Below are 19,667 nucleotides of genomic sequence, written 5' to 3'. Positions count from 1 at the left end.
GGTTTAAAAAATAATCGGAACATTCACCGCTGCGCTAGGAGCCTGCGTCCGCAAAAATGATTTTTCCACCTGACGATGAAAAAAGTTGAGTGGCGGTTGTGCGGTATAGCGTGCAGATATCTGCTGGGTCAATGGCGTTGAGAGCGTGTCTTTGGCAGTTCGTACATCGAGGATATACGAGCGCCGGTTCTCCAATACATAATCGATGCCGCGCCGTACAGCAGAACTAACGTCCTGGGAAGTCTCTACAATCTCACCATCTTGACCACCGAAGGCCTTCGCCAGAGCTACAAAGTCGAGTTTTGGCCTCTCAATTCGCAGATACTCAGGGTCGTTAGTCTTCGGTTTCCAGCCATAGCCAGGTGCAGAGCTATATGCAGCGACGACCTGTTGCAGTCCGCTTTGCAGTGTTTGGTATTCCTGATTGTTCGTAATGATATAGAGTATGCCGAGTTCGCGGTGTGCCGCAGTCCACCAAGTTTGCGGATAAAACAGCGATGAGCCATCACCGACGGCGTTAACGACCAGGCGCGTCTCGATGCCTTGCCAACCAAAGCTTTCGAGTTTAATTCCCAGAGAAGCAGGCATTGACCAGCCGAGGGAGCCGCCAGCTACGCAATAGTAGCTAATGGGTGTGGCCCCATCATTGCCAAGTGGAAGAAAATACTGGAACGGTGCTGGATCGGAGACTGCCTCATGGACGTACACAAACTGTTTCTCCAGACCACGCTCCTGAATCGCCTCGCGGAGCGCGTCAGCAATGACAACAGCCCAAATCTCATCTTTTGTTAGTGCTAGTTCCAAATATTGTTGCCACTGTTGATGTCGCTGGACATTGAGTTGTCGCAGATTCTCGTTGCGCTTTACCGCCTCTGCTGGGGGGTTCTGACGAACAAGGTTGTTGATCAGTGGGAGTGTTGTTTTGATATCGCCGAGAATTCCCACCTGGCTATAAGAGTTCTTGCCGATGTCCCAGGTGTTATTCGTCAAATAAATCTGCTGAACACTGGGGGGAATCAGAGGACCGTCGGAATACTTGAAGACTGTAATCTGAGCTTGGAGACCAAAGCCGCAGAAAAAGGCAACATCATGATCCTGAAATACTTGCTGCATTCCTAATTGGGTACCAGGGAGTTCTCCCTGCCAATGGAAGTCATCATTGGGGAAATTCGCCACGCTACTGAAGGTCTGGAGTAGTACTGGTGCGCCCAGGAGTTCCGCGAGTTCCTGTAACTCTGGCCAAGCATTAGCATAGCCAACCGCATCACCAGCAATGATAATCGGGTTCCTTGCTTCTGCCAGCAGCAAAGCCGCTTGCTGGATTGTTGATGAGTCACCAGCAAAATGGGGCGATATCTGCGTGATCCCTGGAATACGATCTTCGGCATCAATGTGGCGCATTGTAAATTCCCACGGGATGGCGACCATCACTGGACCGTTAGGCGGCGCGATCGCCTCTTTGAACGCACGCTGTAAAACCAGCCCAATTTCCTCGGGTGTCCGAACCTCATGTGCCCATTTCGTATACTGCCGTGCCAGATCAACGAGGTTTGAGGCCAAGAGTGGCTCTTGTGTTACTAACTCATTTTGCTGCTGGCAACAAAGTATTACTAAGGGGACATGCGATCGCCAGGCGTTGAAAAGATTACCGATGCTATGAGCGATACCCGGTGTAACGTGGACAACAACAACACCTGGTTTGCCGCTCATCCGTGCCGAACCCATCGCTGCACCGATGGCGATGTTTTCATGTAAACATTCAATGTATTGGACTTCATTTTCTGGATATGATGTGCCATCAATAATTGGAATTTCGTTTGTACCTGGTACACCAAAAATGTAGTGAATGCCTATCTCACGCAGAATGTCGAAGATGTAGTCGCGAGTCCAGCGTTCTGGGTGTTGTATAGTCTTATTTGTCATACTTTATTATGGGGATTATGCCAAAACGGTAATAAATCAAAAACGCAAACCTGATTTTGTCAGCCATAGATCGAAGAAATACAGTTCCGCTTCTAGAGCGTGCTTGATGTTTTCTGCCTGCCGAAAGCCGTGCTGTTCGCCGTCAAAGAGAAAATAACCTACAGGAATATTTTTACCCCGCAACGCCTCGACAATTTTCTCCGTTTGGTTGGGAGGAACAATTCGATCTTCATTGCCTTGAAAAAATATCAGGGGCGAAGAGAGTTTGTCAGCATGATGCACAGGAGAGCGTTCTTCATAGAGGTCACGTCGATCTGGATAAGGGCCAATTAACCATTCGAGATAGTGCGACTCAAATTTGTGCGTATCCCGAACCAAAAGCTCTAAATCACTAACGCCATAAAAACTGGCTCCTGTTTTAAAGAAATTGCGAAACGTTAAGGCGCTTAATGTTGTATATCCACCAGCACTTCCTCCTGTTATAGCTATCCGTTGGCTATCAACTAAATTTTTTTGAATGAGATACTTCGCTGCATTGATACAGTCATCAATATCAATAATTCCCCATTTTCCTTTCAGGCGATCGCGGTACTCTCTACCGAATCCAGTGCTACCACCATAGTTAACGTCAAGAATTGCGATCCCTCGACTTGTCCAAAATTGTTTTGACAAATTTAAAGTATCGTCAGATGCTGCTGTAGGGCCACCATGACACATCACTAATAGAGGAGGTAAACTCCCAGCAGGTGCAATATAATCAGGATTTTTGGGAGGGTAAAAAAAGGCGTGTGCTGTCAACTCTTTCTCGGTGGGGAACTCAATAGCTTCAGAAGTAGAAAAATAAGGTTGCCATTGCTGGTTTTCTTGAGTAGACCGACGTAAGATTTCAACTTCGTAAGTCTTTAAGTCAATCTGAACTAGCGCCGAGGTCATAGTGGGTGAACCTGCAATAGCCACAACCTTTCCGGGTGTGGCATGAACAGCTGTGAAATAAGTAAACGGTGTATCGATAGGCTTCAGCAAACCCGTCAAGAGGTCAATGATTCCTAGTATCCACCTTCCTCGTTTTGCATAAGTGCAGACGATATGGTTGGCAGATACAAATGCATAGGTAGAAGTTCCAAACTGCCAAGGAGGCTGACCGAACTCAGCCTCATCCAAAAGAACTGGTTCAACTTTGCCATTCACAAATTTATAGAGGTTCCAGTAACCGCTCCGGTCAGAAATGAAGTAGAGTACACCATCCGGCGACCACTTTGGTTGTAATATGGATTCTGCTGAACTACCTGCAACTTTTTGTGAGTTCTCCAGTTTACCTTCATCTGTGCAATTAGCAATCCACAATTCTGTGGCTACCCAAGGCATATTTGGATGGTTCCAGGTTAGCCAGGCAATTTGCTTACCGTCATGAGTCAGTCGAGGAGATGAATAGAAATCATTACCTTGAACTAGAGACTCCAATTTCTTACTGTCAGCAACCGCAACCGCAACAATAGAATTGACAGGCTCACTGAGTTCATTTGTGTGATCTTCTTGGATGCAGATAATTCGATTTCGAGCCACGTCGTAATCACCATCTGCGTATCGCTTTTTCTCATCAGGTGTCAATGGCTGGGGGGTGTCTATATTAGTTTGTCGATAAATCCGTTGATCGTTGAAGTTTGAGAAATATGTAACTCCGTCCTTCACAACAAAAGCACCACCTCCATATTCGTGGACTAGTGTTCTAGCACTGAAACCCTTTGGAGTAATATCGACAATTTCGCCATTGGTAGTTCGTCTGACAATTACATATCGACCTTTTTCTGACGGTCGTGACTCGATCCAATAAACATCTTCGCTATCTAAGGCTACTTCTTGAATATTAACCGTTTCAGCAACGATAGCGTCAGCAGTAATAGCAGACTTCCAGAATCCATAGGGGGATTCCAGGGGTTGTGGTAAATCCATACTTATAATTACTTGTAGTATTTTTTTAACAAAATTTGCTAGGAAGTATCTCCCCATAGCAAATGTCGGATAAAAATCTATTTGTCGTGTTATGAAATTAATGTCGTTAAACTTTTAAATTGATGTAATTTTCATCCCAGCTATGTTGTAGCACTTTGGATTCCTTAGAACAACGGCAGGTAAAAAAGACTTATACTGCGTATAATGGGCTAATGCTTGATATAGCGTAACTAGGCAGGGTGCATTGTAGAGCGACACTAATGTGTTAACAACGACAAATAATTTGTTATTCGACAAAAGAACAAGCTCAATACATAGTTACTAGTATTTTCAAGACTATATGAATGCTATAAAAGTGAATGTAATAGTATAAATTTCTTTACAAAACGCGATGTGTGACTTATTCCCGCATTTCTCACAAGCTCTGCGATGGCTACGCCCGCCGCAGGCATCGCACTTTTCATAATCCTTACCCAGAATATGTTTCGGGCATTTTTGGCAGTTTATTTGTTGATGCAGTGTGAAAAACCAGAATCTAGATTTTATAAGGCTTTGAGAATTCTGGTGAGAAATACGACTATGTTTCGTTACAAAAAGCTGGTGTACAAATGATTGAAAAGAAAAATCCCACAATCCTCATCTGGAGAGAGAAAATCGTCACCAGTGATTAGAATGAGGGAAAGATGTTTTCTATTGAAGAGTTTATCGTTGCCGTATTTTGTTATATTGACAACTTGCTAATTAAAATTACCTAAATCTACCCAATAAAGAGACGAGGTTTGTCTTAGAGGTTTGTCTTAATTAGTATCATTTTCAGCAATACTATACCTTTGGCTTACTTATACTCTAACTAAAGTTAGAGGATTAAGTATTTGAGCTTATCATAATGAAATTATGTATCGAAACATGATTCAGATATCAAATACCCAATTTTTTAAGACTAGACATCTCCAGAAATGATATGAAGGCGAACAACCCTTCGCCCCCAATACGTTTCGGTTAAAGGTATTGGTGTTGAATACATCCTTTACGCAATACCTGCAAGCCCATTTCCCAGACCACACTCGATTGTGAAAAATGCTTATCCGAACCGTATTACGTTCGCCCCTACTAAGGATTTTGAGCAACGCAAAATCAATTATTCGGGATGTCTATTTAATAACTATTGGAAATTCAGAATGTTGCTCGATGAATGGGATTAGCTTTCAGTCTTAAAGTTTTTCTGTCTAACTGTGAGAATTCAATTACGGGCTTAACAATAGTTTGGGTTCTACTACTTATTTAGCTCATAATTTTAATAGATAAAACTAGGATTTAGGTACCTCTACAGATATTAAACATCTTAACTGAAGCTAATCACAAACTACTATATAACCGATACTTGATAATGCTTAAAAAAGCATAATTACCATATAAAGAGGGATAATTATGACCACTGAATCGGCGGCTAAACCAATCACGCACAAATTTGATAACTTCCAGACTCTTGCTACTGAAAAGGGAGCTGTTCGCGCTGTAGCAGAGAAAATGTTGGACTTGCCTGCACAAATAAATCCACCTATACTTGGTTCTCGCACGCGTATTTGGAAGCAAGATCCTTCTGTAACAGAACTAAAATTGCCAAGAACTGTTTATGTTCACACCGAAGTAAACGATGGGCCTAGTGACTCCCAAATTAGAATAAAGGGTGTTGTGCCTGTTCCTGCGGATGTTAATCGAGATTTTTTACCAGACCCTGCTGCAAATGTGGAAGCTTTCGACGCGGTACATACTTATACTGTCGTGCGTCAAGTTCTTACTTTCTACCAAAGAGTATTGAAGAAAAAGTTGAATTGGCAGTGGAGTCAAGATAATGGTGAGCAAGCAATCAATGTTTATCCTCATGCAGGAGAAACGGCAAATGCCTTTTATAGCCGTGAGGAAAAAGCTTTAAAGTTTTTCTATTTCACTCCCTTTAAAGATTCAAATTTAACCTCGAAAGTTTTTACTTGTCGTTCACTAGATATTGTTGCCCACGAAACTGGACATGCAATATTAGACTCGCTAAAGCCTGAATGGATCTTATGGGATGCGCCAGCACAAACAGGAGCTTTACACGAGTCATTTGGTGATTTGACATCCATCTTTTTGATTCTGTCTCAGTTGGATTTGGTCGAGTATATTGTCGCGGAGACGAAAGCAGATTTACATCACAAGAATATATTGGCTGAACTAGCAGAGGAATTTGGACTAGCTTTTAACCTACGTAATGGGTTACGAAATGCAGATAATAACTTAAAACTCAGTGAGGTTACTCCTGAGGTACATGACTTGTCTCAGGTATTTACAGGAGGAGTGTTCGACACTTTGGCAGATTTGTTTACATCACGCAGAGATCCCTATGTGCAAGATAGTGCCGAAGTTCTCTACCAAACTGGGAAATATTTGGGTGAAGTTGTGCTGCGTGCCATCATTGAGTCCCCAAACTCTAATGCCAGCTTTGCAGATGTGGCTAATGCCATGATTAGAATTGCTCAAACAGATGGTAATCACGATTGCGCTAAATTTGTACAGAAAAACTTTGAATTTCGGGAAGTTTTGGGATCAAAAGCTTTTGGGACTCACATTGATTTATCCAATTTTGGTATGTATCCTAGTCGTCGTTGCGCTTGTGGGACAATGCAGCATCCACAATATAGACCAAAGGCTGCTCACTTGAATGGCACTCACACAGATGGAATGGTCAAGACACCATAGGTGTAGGAGAGCAAAGAAGCAGGGGAGAAAGAAGAAGCTCCATGAGCATCTGAGTCCAATGTCATCAACAAAAGCTGAAATCTTTGCCAGGGCAGGTGTAGGGAAGTTGTTGATTTGTAAGTATTATTTGGTTCTTCGTTTTTTCCCTTACATCCCTACCCCTTACGCCCAAAAACCAGCTATATTAAGGGTTGTGCTTTTTAAGCGTGCCATTCGCATTTGAGCCAAAGGGATAAATTCTCTTCTTCCCCTCTGTAACCCTTACACTCATTACAGTACTTGCTTTTAGACTTAACTTAGTGCCATTCACTCCTCACTCCAATGGAAAAATGACAAGCAAGTTTAATTTCCCCTCTCTTTGAGAGGATGGCAAGGAGAAGAAGCAAGTGTGAAGTATAAAGTGTATGACCGCTCTCCTGTATGAAGCATTTATTTTTATATCTTTTGTCTTTCATCCTTCTTCTTTTTCTTGCCAATCAGCCAATAAGTGAGGCTTACTCAACTATGAAAGTTAAGTTCGTTCAGTCAGGAGGATACGCAGGCTTGAGAAGGGGTTGTGAAGTGGATACAAACTTACTTCCAAGCAACGAAGCGGCTAAGTTAAAGTCTTTAGTGGAACAAAGTGGTATTCTACAAAAAGCTAAAAGTAATCACGCGCCACATGCCCGCGACTTGTTTAACTACAACATTACTGTTGAAACGGCTGAGGGCGAGCAGTGCAATGTCTCATTTGATGACTTGAGCTTACCTGAAGGTATACAACCATTGCTTAACTATCTCCAAAGTTGTGCGTATCCACTTACACCTAATGTGAATTAGGAAAAAAGGCAGGAGAAGTAAGAAGATGAAATTTACCAGCTTTTCAAATCAGACTTCCTCATGACTAGCATAGACTTTAGAACGTTAATCACAACAATCTTTGTCATAGTGGATGATTTGTATCAAAAGCAAGTAAAAAGTTTTTTAGCTAAAGTTTCTGTACGATTGCTACCAGAAAGCCTCATTTAATAAAGAGCATTGTAAATAATTTTGAGAAGTTAAATTATGAGTGAAAACACCCATAATGTTATTTTTTTTGACATAGGCGGTACTCTTGGATCTCCAAGAATTTCACCCTTTCCCTATCGCCTTGAAGGTTTAGATGTTTATCCTTATGTGCCTGATATACTGCGGCAGTTGCGTGAGCGCAACAGTCGCATCGGAATCATATCAAATATCGGCGATGATAAACCCGAAAACGTAAAGAGAGTACTGGAAAAGTGCCAAATTTATGATCTTTTCGATTCTGATCTAATCATTTATGGTGCAAAAAACTCTTCAGAAATCTTTCAGTTTACAGCACGTCAAGCAGGCCATTCTGATACTCCAAACCAGTGTCTATTTGTTGGTGAGGATAGTCATGAGCGAAGTTATGCAATACAAGCTGGTTGGCGTGTAGTTCCACATCCTTGTCTAGTTTGGGACGTGCTTAATGGTAGCCATTTAAGGTATATTCGCATAACTGTCCCAAGCGATCGCAGTGAACAGGGATGGCAGCAAGTCATTAAATCTTTACCTGTTGTACCTTTGTATGTGACTGGTGACAAAGGAAATCAGGTTTATGCGATCGCCACAAGCCAAGCGGCGATGAGACTTGATGATTTGGGATTTGCAGTAGATCGCTTGGGTAGTGAAGACGATCCCCTGACTACAGAAGTTTATTTACTACGGGACGATCTTCAAAAAAGCACTGGCTTTCTCAACCCACAAGGAAGATCAACGGAATTTTTTGCTAATGATGAATCCTCTAAAATGGTTTTGGCTTCTTCAACCGAAGGTCTTTTCGTTGCCTTACCATCAGATCGCTCAGTAGAGGACTATCATTTTGAGAACGCCCAACACGGACATAATCTGAAACTGCTGCCCGATATTAGTTTGCTCGAACCATTTGGAGAAGGTAATAATGCAAGAACTGCTGGCTTTTTAACCTCCCCTACCACTGAGCCATCCTTAATTCAGGCTGAATTAGACAAATTTAAAGCCATTACACCCGACAAAATTCGCAGCCATGTGGAAAGGTATGCAGGGATCAAACCTCTCAATGAGCAGCAGAGAATTATCAAAAGCCGACATATTCACAGTCCAGATATGCCGTTGGTTACAGAAGCATTAGCACAAGACCTAAAAAGCATTGGGGGAGATATTTTTAGTGTCAGCATGAATCAGTTTGTCCACGAAGGACGGGAGTTATACAACGTCGAGGCAGAAATTCAAGGCAGTCAATCACAGGAGATAGTTCTGGTCACTGCCCATTTAGATTCTACTGCTGCCAGCGATAGGCCTTACGATGCCAAAAATGATCCTGCCCCCGGTGCCGATGATGATGCAAGTGGAGTTGCTGCTGTCTTAGGGCTTGCCGAGGTCATCAAAGAGCTTAATTCCCTTAACCCATCTAAGAGAACAATTCGCTTTGTCCTCTTTAATGCCGAGGAGCATGGCTTAGTTGGTAGCCAAGCTTACGCCAGAACGCAAGCGGCGATCGCTGCTCCCATTGTTGGCGTGTACCAGATGGACATGATTGGTTACAACATCGAAGCTCCTCGTTCCTTTGAAGTTCACGTTGGTTATGCCAAATGCGACGACGTGCAGCAGCGATCGCTCGTTCTCGCCCAACGTCTTGAACGGCTAGTTTCTGTTCTTTCTCCCAGGCTAGAACATCCTCAAATCTATACCCAACCCGACCCTGCCGAGGGTAGGAGCGATCATGCAAGTTTTCATCAACGGGGCTACGCAGCTTGCATTACCTCTGAGGACTTTTTCGTTGGGCCCGATCTAACATCACCCGAAGCTGAACCCAACGTCAACTATCACCGAAAGGAAGATAAGTTTGTGGATTTTGACTATGCGGCTGATATTGCCCGCGTAGTTGGCGCTGCTGCATGGGTGACAGCAAATGCTTAATTTGGGATCAGCCCATAGAAGGTTATTAAAACCTAGTTTTTCCCTTGTTCTTTAACTTCTGCTTTCTCATTACAAAAAGGTTAGGTATGCACAATGGTACACTCTATTGACCGTCGTAACTTCAGCACAAATCGTGCGACTCAAACGCGTATTGATGAACTCAGCCGAAATGCGTCATTTGTTTCTAATGAATTGCCTGGAAACCATACTGTTAGTGTTTCTTACTTCAATTCGCTCACAGGTACACCCAACACTCTCGTTTCAAACAATGCCCCAAGCACAGATGGATCGCTGATTGATCGAGCGTTAAACTTTGTCAGCCAGACAAGTGCTGCTTTCGGATTTGCTCCCAGCGAACCAGTAGAATTTGTCCCAGACCCGACCATTGAAACAACTAGTGCTGATAGTCGCGCCGTTCACTTACAACAAACCTATCGTGGTATTCCTGTCTTTCAGATGGTTCGTACCGTTCGCTTTTCTCCTAACCAGGAGATTAATGAAGTCGTCGGAAATAACGTTAATCTCCCAACCGGGATTAATATTGCGCCGCAAATTGATGTTACCCAAGCCGTAACAGCTGCTGCTGGGTATATCGCTAACCCCAATGAAACTGAAGAAATAACAGACGGTTGGGGACAGCCAATAACCCCTATCAGCGTGGACTTGTCCGATTACAACCCGCGAGTGCTAGTTACTTTTCCCATGCCGAGTCAACCGACAGTCTTGGATAAAGGGCCTTTTGCTGACTTGATTTCGGCTCATCTGGTTCTTTTTTATCAAAATCCTGAGACACGCCTCGGATGGTACGTGCAGATTACTCTGCCAGATTATCAAGATCAATACGAAGTTATTATCTCAGCCGATCAATCTAACCCAGACATTCTTTACTGTCAAAGCTTAATGAGAACGGTTGTGGAGGGCAACGTTTATACAGAAAATCCCAGGACTACCCCCCGAAGAATGATTCGTTTTCCCAGAGACTTGAATGAGTATCCTGTTCCAGTCCCCCAACCTCTGCCTCCTCAATTCCCTGGTGACTGGTGTATTCACAACCAGTCCGTTGGCAATAATACGATCGCAGCTCTTTGGGAGGTTATATTTCCAGGACGACAAGAACGTGAAATTCAGAAGCTTGAAGGGCAAGAGCAAAATGGTAATGTCGTGTTCAATCCTAACGACCCTAATGGAGATGAACAGAAGATATTAAACATCTTCTATTTCTGCAACTATATGCACGATTTCTTCTACCTGTTGGGCTTCAATGAAGCAGTCGGTAATTTTCAACAGATAAATTTTACAGAGCAAGGAAGTTCTGGCGATCCGGTGGATGCTCGCGCCTTTCGTAATCCGGTTCCTGGGACAGCGAATATGTTAACTCTGCCAGATGGGCGAAAAGCCATTATGAACATGGGGTTGGTAGATTCTACTAAGCGACATACTACTTTTGATGCAGATGTAGTCTTCCATGAATTTGCTCATGGCGTGACTAATCGTTTAGTCGGTGGTCGAATGAATAGTCCACGAGGACTCCAACAGCCCCAAAGTCGGGGCATGGGTGAAGGCTGGGGTGACTATTTTGCGCTTACGATTCAAAATTTTGGTAAGCCAGTTGAGAAAGTCGTTACAGGTGATTGGGTGATCGATAATCCAAAAGGTATCCGTCTTCACCCATACGATAGCAACTTTCCTGATCACTTTGGCAAACTTGGGAAAGATCGCTACAACGAAGAACATAATATCGGTGAGATTTGGTGCGCCACCTTAATGGAGATGAATCGCCAGATTGGGCAGGCATTAGGCTCGCAAGAACGCGGTCATCAGATTGGTTGGCAAATGGTCGTTGATGGATTAAAACTGTCTCCCGCTAATCCCAGTTTCCTAGATGAACGTGACGCAATACTCCGCGCACTCAATGACTTGCTTACAACAGGACGCTTAACGAGTGACGAACACGCTAATGTAAGAAGGGCTGTTTGGACAGTCTTCGCTAAGTTTGGCATGGGGGCTAATGCTGATTGTTTTGGGGCTTCGCTCAATGGAATTGTTGAGGATACTAGTCTGCCCCCAGGCTTATAGGTAAAGCGTAGGGGTAAATGAGTATTTCCTGCCCCTACTCAATAATGAACCTCGACTTCATGCAATTACAAAATGTTCTTAGATTTCACCAAGTGCATCCCGTGCGGCTAACATATTTATTTTTGACGCAACACTTTGGAGTTCCGCGATTCATAGAGTTCAGAGTCTTGAGATTTTCTGGAAAAATTTAGCTTACCTTCAATTGTAAAAAATGACCTTTAAATCGACAAAATTCAAATCAAAAATTTTGATTGTCTTGAGTTTGATTTTTATTCTCTTTATTAGTGTGATTTTGGCTAATAATCATGCCTTAGTAGTATATGTACCAGAAAAATTAAATACAAATCTTTTTTTAACTCATACATTTTATAATGAAACACGACATAACATGGTTAGTGCTGATTTTGGAGAGCAGTTTCAATTGAAAATTAGTGAAATTGCTAGTATAAACTCTGGAAAGGTTGAACTAACTTTACTAGACGTAACAGAAGATTCAAGATGTCCTTCCGATCTAAATTGTTTCTGGGCAGGACAAATACAAATTATTGTTAAAATTTTAGTAGATAAGAAAGATTTGGGAAAATCAAATTTGATTTACAATGCAAGCCGGAAGGATTTAGCTATCAAAAAAATTGATAATTATTTAATAGAGTTTATTAAGGCTGAACCTTATCCCAAGAGTAATCAAAAAATAGAACTTTCAGATTATGTTTTTACTTTAGTAGTTTCTCTACTAAAAGATAATTAAGGAAAGTGTAGAATAACAAATTATTTGTCGTACTGGGTTGACAACACGCATTTACTCAAGTTTTATCCAGAATACTTGGTCGGATTTTCTATTTTCCCTTAAGTTTTTTCGCAACCAAAAAGTGGATATAATCGAATGGCACTAAGAAAAGCTCTAAGCTATGCTCCATAAAGATTACAGACGTTTATGCTATTAAGCAGTCAAGGAGTAGGTGCGATCACTATTTTTTGTAGGTGCTGTGAAATGGAGGCAGTAACTGTGCGGATTGTCCAAAAAATTTTTAGATAGGAAAAGCTTACTCGTTCATGAAATACTTTATTGAAGATGAGAAAGCAAATATAACTACTATCATTGTGACACTACGAGTACAAATTCTCTCTTGATAAATTTAGTCAAAGTTTAGGATTGCCTTTTAAAGAGCTATTACCAACAAGTGTAATTGAGCAAGCACTCTTGGAGCTAAAAATTAGATATTATCAGCGATTATTTGACCCAATAGTAACGCTTTGGGCATTTTTATCTCAAGTTTTAGATACGGATAAAAGTTGTCATAATGCAGTGAGTAAAGTCATTGCTTATTTGGCTGGGCTGGAAGTAGAAATTCCCTCAACCGATTACCGATTAGCTTTCATTTGGTCAAACCAGGCGATCGCAGCCAAGGAACTACTGATCCGGCTGCCACTTCTCACATCGGCAATCCCAAGCGCGTGTTGTCGCATAGCCTGAATCAATTGCTGTTTGTCGAAAATGCCTAACTCATCAATTTGCGACTGAGCGACCATTTCCTCCAGATGGGGTAAATTCTTGGCTAGTCCTTGCCAATAAACCTCATTGAAATTTCCCTTGAACCGCCGAGTCCGAATTGGTTCGGGCAGAATCCCGCCCATGGCCACTTGCAGCAGAGGCTTAGGAACGCCAGGGATTTCTCTCAGTTCTTTGGGGAGACTGAGACAGTAAGTAATCAGACGCGGATCGAGGAAGGGTTGGCAAATGCGGATTCCCAGAGGTGCGGCAAGATTCCAAGCAGCCCAATTTCCGGCAGATGCCCGCAGTCCTAGCAGATTTAAGGATTCTTCTACCGGATATCTATTGATATCACGTATAGTTGCTAGTGCCTTGCCCCACATATCATGCTGCTTGGCAAAGTCAGGCAGAACCCAAGGAGGAATACTAAATGAACCTAGCTTTGGCCAGCGTCCATAGCCGTCTCGGATTAAAGCTGAGAAGCCCTCGCGCAGCAGTGGCGGAATTAAGGGTTCAATTCCGAAGGGGTACAAAATTGACCAGAGGCTCTGGTTTTTGGCATTAGCCCATTGACGCGCCTCCTGTAAAGCTTTGTTCCAGTGACCTTGACGCATCAAATCTGCCAAGTGCATCCGATTTCCTTCTACAATCAGTTCTGCACCCCCTCCACTCATAATCGCCGTTACCCCTAGTTGAGCAGCTACATCCACCAGCACCTTTTCCATTGCTAAGTGGAATAAACCAGGATAAGGTTCGTCGTGGCTAGGGATTTCTTGGGTAAACCACTGGAAGTCTAGAGCCGCATCCCCATCCACATAGTGTGGTTCAATCGCTCCACCCTGATCTACCACCATCTGAATGTAATCTGTTTCACCTGACAGACTCCGCATTTGATAAACCAAAGAAAGGGTAGTCAACTTTCTGGGAGAGGTTTCTGCGGCTAGTAAGTCACGGGCAATACACACTATAGAAGAGCTATCCATCCCTCCTGATAAGTGAGAGGCGGTTTTCTCCTCCTGAATGCGCTGTTTAACCGCTTGCCGAAAAAGGTAGCTAAACTGTAAACCAGCTTCCTGGTGCGTGATATTTTCTATCGGTTGAATTTGCTTCATCCAGTCCCAAGACCAGATTTTTGTTGTCCGACGAGAGGCAGTCAATACTAGGAGAGTGCCTGGTAGAATCCGTTGAATTTCCTCAAATGCCGTCTTTTCAGTGGCTAATTCGACAAAAGCATAGGTAAACATTAAGAATGAGGCGAGAAAGTCTTTATTAATGGCAGCTTGGGGAAGTCGTTGCGCTAATAATTGCAAACTAGTGCTAACCCAGGTAGTTTGGTTGTGGCGTGTCCAGTACAAGGGAAAGTTTCCTAGAGGATCTCGCAGGGCGAAAAGACGCGATTCTTTCGGGTCGAAAACCACTAGGGCAAATTCACCCTCAAGTTTCTCTAAACCTTGTGCGCCATAATGTTGGAAAATAGCCAATGCCAAGGCTGCATCTGAGGCGAATTTCTGCGAAAATGCTTGAGGAAAGCGAGTTTTCCAGTCATCCTGGTAATAAATTCGTCCCATCAGCACCACTGCCATCTCTGTTGCGGAGTCTTGGGCAAAGGTTACTAGGGAATTTGCTGGGGAAAAGAGATGAAATTCAGCCTTTCCGGTTGCTTCTAGGATGACTTCAAATCCGGTTCTCATAGCAGTCCTCGCGATCGCGTTTAGGAATATCTGACAACTGGGGTAAAGGGTTGACAATGAGCTAATTCATCCGTCACAACTAAGCCATTACACTCCACCCAGGCGTGGATTTGAAACGGATAGCGGTCAATGCCGATAACTAAAGTTGCAGGTAAGCCGTAAAAAGTACGGAGAAGATGATAACCAACCAGCGATCGTTCTTTACAAACCATTGGTAAGAAAAGTTTACTAGCAGCAGTTTCCCGCACGATTTGATCCACTGTTTGAATGACATCTGTTGTTACTGTGGTGTCAGTTGGTGATATTGCACGATGCCAGTGTTGCCACAATGAGATAGTACGACTCCATCCGAGTAGACGAAAACTAAGCCAACTTAAGCTTAACAATAGCTCAACTGTCAGGCGATTTGGCGTTGGTTCAGGGTTGAATAAATTGTGGAAAATTGCGCTGACTGTTTTTAAGAGCAAAAGTAATGTTTTGTTAAAAATTTTACTGGTTTCTCTTGAACAAGAATGTATCAAATTAAATATGTAATTATGCGTTTTTATTTCGGTAACAAATAGATTTTTTTGCTCTAAATCCTGTAAGAGTTTATTCAAGTCAGAGCGAATATTTTCTTCAGTTACCTCATAGATTTTAGTTAGTTCGTTAACTGTCTCTTCTACTCCTTTTTCGAGTACAAGTAACACCATTAAGGTAGCAACTTTATCCAGCCCATAAAATTGTCCGCGCTCAAAGTCCAAGATTTGAGCGATCCCATCTTGCACAAATAGAAATACGTCCTGATTGAGGCTGTAACTGTTTTCGTTTCCTTTATTCAACATTTCTTATATGCTGTATTAAGTAGTGAGAAAAATTACATATTTCATAGAAAGATTTTTATCAATTATACTTAAATATTTCATAAATACAATGTTTATATTCAACGAATATAATACTAAAATTTATTACAATAATTGTCTACATCGTCTCACCTATTTCTAGAATAAATGCAACCTTTTCATCATCTGCTAATTAGCCAGAAATATCTAAGTAATTCGGCGGAAAAACATCTATCTTAAGAAAGAAAAATAAATTAAAAAGAAAAATAGATTAAAATTCTTTTTCATCCTGCTTTATACCAACCACAAATATTTACACCGCCATACTTATCAACTCACACCTTTTTAGCTTCTGTATTCCTAAATCATAAAAATTAAATAAGCACCAATCGAAATACTTTCTATCTTTTGATTGATAGTTTAAATTAAATATTTATTTGTCATTTTTCTGAAGAATTACAACCAATACAACAATTTATGATTGGTAGAATAATCTTTTTTGTACTAGAAGAAGAAGGCGATAAAAATGTTGAATAAGCAAGAAAATCAGCAAGCTACTGATTACTCGGAGACAGAACAACACCTTAAAAGACAAGAGTGCTACATACCTCCAAAAAACAGATTTGCTCGTTTTTTGAAATGGACTGGCTTTGAGAATAAAACGTTATGGGATATTCTGCAATTGGTAGGATTATCTGTCGTCGTGACTGTAATAAGTATTGTGCTAACTCAGTGTCATCAAAGATATGAAAAAAATCGTGACCAGGAAAGATACGAATATGAAAAAAATCGTGACCAGGAAAGATACCAACAAACAGCCTTAGAAAACTATTTCAAAGAAATGACAGACATATTAGTTGAGAAAAAACTAGGTACCCTCCATCACATTCATACAGACAACCAGCCGTTTAATCATCAAGACTCCATTTCTCAATCCATTGATATATTAGAAGAATTAGAACCAAATGATAGGCTCAATAAAGAACAACGAGACAGGATAGTGGAAATCTTAAAGGAAATAAAAGACAGTCAGTTAAAAGAATTGGAGGCTATTGCGAGGGCGCAAACTTTAACCACTTTGAACTTGCTACGTTTAGGTACAAAACGCCGCGACTTGCTCATTAATTTCTTGAGGGAAACAACATTAGCTACTAAAGATCGAACTTGTGTTGAACGAGACGATAAATCTGAAAGATGTAAAAAGCAAGAGCAAGAAGCAAATCTCCTAATTGGTATTAACCTTAACAGCCTCCAACTTCCCAAAATCAACCTAGACCTCTTTATCCTCAAAAAAGCTGATTTTGGTAATGCCAATTTATCTCAAGCTTTCCTTTCACAAGCTGACCTCAGAGGTTCCAACCTCAGCGGTTCCAACCTCAGTCAAGCTTCTATGATTAACACCAATTTGAGAGAAGCTAATCTCACAAAGTCCGATTTGAAAAGAGCTAATTTGGGAGGAGCTAACCTCACCAATGCTAATCTTACCAATGCCGATCTCACCAATGCCACACCTCCAAGCCTTAAATCCCAGTATGCCAGACCCGAACTAGCCGAACAGGATTTTCCTAATACCTATCTTTGCAATACCACGATGCCTAATGGATATATATCCAAACGAGATTGTGAGAAGCGCTGGCAGCAAAAATTTGATTGAGTCAGTTAGGAGGAGTCCACCAGTAAGATGTATTAGGACCATCATTTGCAGATCCCTGATACCCAGCCTGAATTTGTTCTAGGGTACCAAGAGAGTAAATCTCAGGTTGACGATAGGGAAGTCGTTTATCGGTCTTGGTTAGCTGTCTTAGTAGCTCTGTTGAAGACTCTAAATTTTGCTTAAACATAGTAATAAACTCGAAAGTCTCTACAACTCTATTGTGTATTATTTGAAATAAAATGAACAACAAATTCAAGAATATTTATTGTCAATTAGAATATCACAATAAAAGACGTTATTTAACCTTGAGTGCAACCGAGCTAACCCAGTCTGTTTCAAACTTTTCGGCGTAGCCTGCTGTTAGTAATTCAATCAGCACCTACTGAGTACGGTAAGCTCGCTCGCTCTTATCCTACACAAACCACTATTACTTGGGAGCATTGGCGGATTAATATTACTTAATTTATTAACCGACCAATGAACGGGATTACCAACTTTGTTTTTTCTTCCCTGTGCGATCGCGTTCAAGGTTTCGCTCAAAGTATTGTGCTGAATAAAATTGCTAATTTTACGGATATCGCGTTATTTGAAACACCCGAATTATTGAACTTGGTGCAACTGGCAGAAACAGGAATAGAACGGCTTAAGGAACTATCCTTGCTTGTAATTACAACTTTGCATGGTTTTTTTCTTTTAATTCCTGCTATTTTGCTCTCTGGCTCAATTGCTTGGTGGATACCGTTAATTTTATTTACCTCTGCTACACCAGCGATTTATGTGGAATTGACTTACCGCAAAAAAAGCTGGAAAGTCGAAGAAACTCAGGCGAGTCTTGTCCGGCAAATGAACTTGTATCGGGATATTTTAGTAGGTGAAGCTTACTTCGATGTTATGGCGGGTATGGATTTGGATTGGCACGATGTTCTCCTGTTGTAGTTGTGATTGGCTTAGTTTCGAGCCTTCAGGTTAATCTCACTTAAAGTAATCTGCAACTATTGCAACCAAGTATCTGGCGATCGCTTCCAGCAGGCGGTCACGCCATCGCAAAAAAAGTGATCCACAAAAATGAGCAACGCATTCGGTTAACATGTATAGAATTTAGCTTATTAGAGAAGTTACGTGAATCATTCAGGAAAGATTTTTTCAATGGTTAAAATATTACAGTAATTGTGGGGCTTTGTACCAGAGATGAATACAGATACCCGTGTGGTAGATGTGCATATTTCACGATTGCGGACAAAGGTAGAATCAGACCCCAACGACCCAGAATTCATTATTACAGTAAGAGGTAGTGGTTATTTTTTTCCACGAATTATTGATTCAGAACAGGAATAGCAGATAAATATGAGTAAGCTCATCTTAATTACAGGCATAAGTAAAGGTCTAGGTTATGCGATGACCGAGGGTTTTATTCAACAAGGGCATACTGTTATTGGTTGCGCTCGTTCATCAGATGCTATTGATAAAATACGCCAGAATTTTAGTGCGCCCAACGATTTCACTTCTGTAGATGTAGCAAATGAACACCTTGTAAAAAAATGGGCACTAGACGTACTTCAAAAATATGAACCGCCAGATATATTAATTAATAATGCGGCAATTACTAATTATCCAGCACCTTTGTGGGAAATACCATCTGAAGAATTTTCTGATCTAATAGATATCAATATCAAAGGAGTAGCGAATATAATTCGCCATTTCGTACCAGCAATGGTGAAAAAGAAACGGGGTATTATTGTTAACTTTAGTTCCGGCTGGGGACGTTCGACTTCAGCCCAAGTTGCACCATACTGTGCTTCCAAGTGGGCAATCGAAGGATTAACTCGTTCTTTGGCACAAGAATTGCCAACTGGTATGGCTGCTATACCCCTCAATCCAGGTATTATTCATACAGATATGCTTTCTATTAGCTTTGGAGAAGAAGCTGCTAATTATACACCCGTGTCCGATTGGGTATTGAAAGCTGTTCCGTTTATTCTCAATTTAAAACCCAAAGATAACGGGATTCCCTTGACTATACATTAAAATGATATGGAGCTATGTAGATCAGCAAAAAGTCGCTGTTTTATTTATCATTTTAGGAATTTTTACAATTATCTATGTCATTTTTAAATCTCTCTTAGTTTTTATTAGTAAATAAGGTGCGTTTCCCTTACTTCTATCACTACTTATAAGCAGTGTCAACTAGAATTTCTTTCCCATTTCGAAACTTAATAAATTCCTGCCCATGGTCGTAAAAAGGTTCACAAACAGGAATATTCTAAAACCAAGTCAACTCGCTTGAAGTAAAGCTTGATCTGTGTAAGTACAAAAGTCTTATGCAGGGTTCTTAAGGAAGGAAAGAGCAGTTACACTCAAACCTTATCCCAATAACGCTATCGACT

Annotated in this window: 14 protein-coding genes and 1 pseudogene; 10 read left to right on the top strand and 5 right to left on the bottom strand. The window is 41.5% G+C overall.

The window, feature by feature from the left end; genetic code table 11:
- Nucleotides 1-3: 3 nt before the first annotated feature.
- Nucleotides 4-1,923, bottom strand: coding sequence for a thiamine pyrophosphate-binding protein (locus tag H6G86_RS02820; RefSeq protein WP_190933004.1), 1,920 nt, complete (start codon nt 1,921-1,923; stop codon nt 4-6).
- Between the two features lie 36 nt (nt 1,924-1,959).
- Nucleotides 1,960-3,873, bottom strand: coding sequence for a S9 family peptidase (locus H6G86_RS02815; protein ID WP_190933003.1), 1,914 nt, complete (start codon nt 3,871-3,873; stop codon nt 1,960-1,962).
- Between the two features lie 395 nt (nt 3,874-4,268).
- Between H6G86_RS02815 and H6G86_RS39410 the strand changes: the two genes are divergently transcribed.
- From H6G86_RS39410 to H6G86_RS02790, 6 genes are all read left to right on the top strand, one after another.
- Complete coding sequence (locus H6G86_RS39410; RefSeq protein WP_277883525.1) at nt 4,269-4,397, top strand: hypothetical protein; 129 nt, start codon at nt 4,269-4,271, stop codon at nt 4,395-4,397.
- Between the two features lie 904 nt (nt 4,398-5,301).
- Entirely contained in the window at nt 5,302-6,609 is a 1,308-nt protein-coding gene (locus H6G86_RS02810; protein WP_190933002.1) for a gluzincin family metallopeptidase, read from the top strand.
- Nucleotides 6,610-7,029: 420 nt separating this feature from the next.
- Complete coding sequence (locus tag H6G86_RS02805; RefSeq protein WP_199338138.1) at nt 7,030-7,428, top strand: protealysin inhibitor emfourin; 399 nt, start codon at nt 7,030-7,032, stop codon at nt 7,426-7,428.
- Between the two features lie 225 nt (nt 7,429-7,653).
- Nucleotides 7,654-9,549: a M20/M25/M40 family metallo-hydrolase gene (locus tag H6G86_RS02800; protein ID WP_190933001.1), complete on the top strand. Its 1,896-nt coding sequence runs from the start codon at nt 7,654-7,656 to the stop codon at nt 9,547-9,549.
- Between the two features lie 93 nt (nt 9,550-9,642).
- Entirely contained in the window at nt 9,643-11,625 is a 1,983-nt protein-coding gene (locus H6G86_RS02795) for a M36 family metallopeptidase (protein WP_190933000.1), read from the top strand.
- Nucleotides 11,626-11,836: 211 nt separating this feature from the next.
- Entirely contained in the window at nt 11,837-12,373 is a 537-nt protein-coding gene (locus H6G86_RS02790) for a hypothetical protein (protein WP_190932999.1), read from the top strand.
- Between the two features lie 614 nt (nt 12,374-12,987).
- Here H6G86_RS02790 and H6G86_RS02785 read toward each other — a convergent pair.
- Both H6G86_RS02785 and H6G86_RS02780 read right to left on the bottom strand, forming a co-directional pair.
- On the bottom strand, nt 12,988-14,808 hold the full coding sequence (locus H6G86_RS02785; RefSeq protein WP_190932998.1) for an asparagine synthase-related protein: 1,821 nt from the start codon (nt 14,806-14,808) through the stop codon (nt 12,988-12,990).
- A 20-nt stretch (nt 14,809-14,828) separates the two neighbouring features.
- On the bottom strand, nt 14,829-15,632 hold the full coding sequence (locus tag H6G86_RS02780) for a lasso peptide biosynthesis B2 protein (protein ID WP_190932997.1): 804 nt from the start codon (nt 15,630-15,632) through the stop codon (nt 14,829-14,831).
- A gap of 523 nt (nt 15,633-16,155) precedes the next feature.
- Here H6G86_RS02780 and H6G86_RS02775 point away from each other — a divergent pair.
- Entirely contained in the window at nt 16,156-17,283 is a 1,128-nt protein-coding gene (locus tag H6G86_RS02775; RefSeq protein WP_190932996.1) for a pentapeptide repeat-containing protein, read from the top strand.
- 1 nt (nt 17,284) lies between these two features.
- Here H6G86_RS02775 and H6G86_RS02770 read toward each other — a convergent pair whose 3' ends face one another.
- The gene (locus H6G86_RS02770) at nt 17,285-17,470 is read right to left on the bottom strand and encodes a hypothetical protein (protein ID WP_190932995.1); all 186 of its coding nucleotides are present in this window, start codon (nt 17,468-17,470) and stop codon (nt 17,285-17,287) included.
- 290 nt (nt 17,471-17,760) lie between these two features.
- On the opposite strand from H6G86_RS02770, the gene H6G86_RS02765 reads away from it, so the two are divergent.
- The 3 genes and pseudogenes from H6G86_RS02765 to H6G86_RS02750 all read left to right on the top strand — a co-directional run bounded on the left by H6G86_RS02765 (nt 17,761) and on the right by H6G86_RS02750 (nt 19,308).
- The gene (locus H6G86_RS02765) at nt 17,761-18,219 is read left to right on the top strand and encodes a hypothetical protein (protein ID WP_190932994.1); all 459 of its coding nucleotides are present in this window, start codon (nt 17,761-17,763) and stop codon (nt 18,217-18,219) included.
- Between the two features lie 131 nt (nt 18,220-18,350).
- Nucleotides 18,351-18,618, top strand: a pseudogene (locus H6G86_RS40110) (winged helix-turn-helix domain-containing protein); the annotation flags it as partial.
- Between the two features lie 9 nt (nt 18,619-18,627).
- A complete protein-coding gene (locus H6G86_RS02750) occupies nt 18,628-19,308 on the top strand; it encodes an SDR family oxidoreductase (protein ID WP_190932991.1) in 681 nt (226 codons plus the stop codon).
- Nucleotides 19,309-19,667 lie beyond the last annotated feature (359 nt).

The organism is Nostoc sp. FACHB-133 (assembly GCF_014698055.1).
Taxonomy (GTDB): domain Bacteria; phylum Cyanobacteriota; class Cyanobacteriia; order Cyanobacteriales; family Nostocaceae; genus Nostoc.
This window is presented reverse-complemented; position numbering and strand designations above follow the sequence as displayed.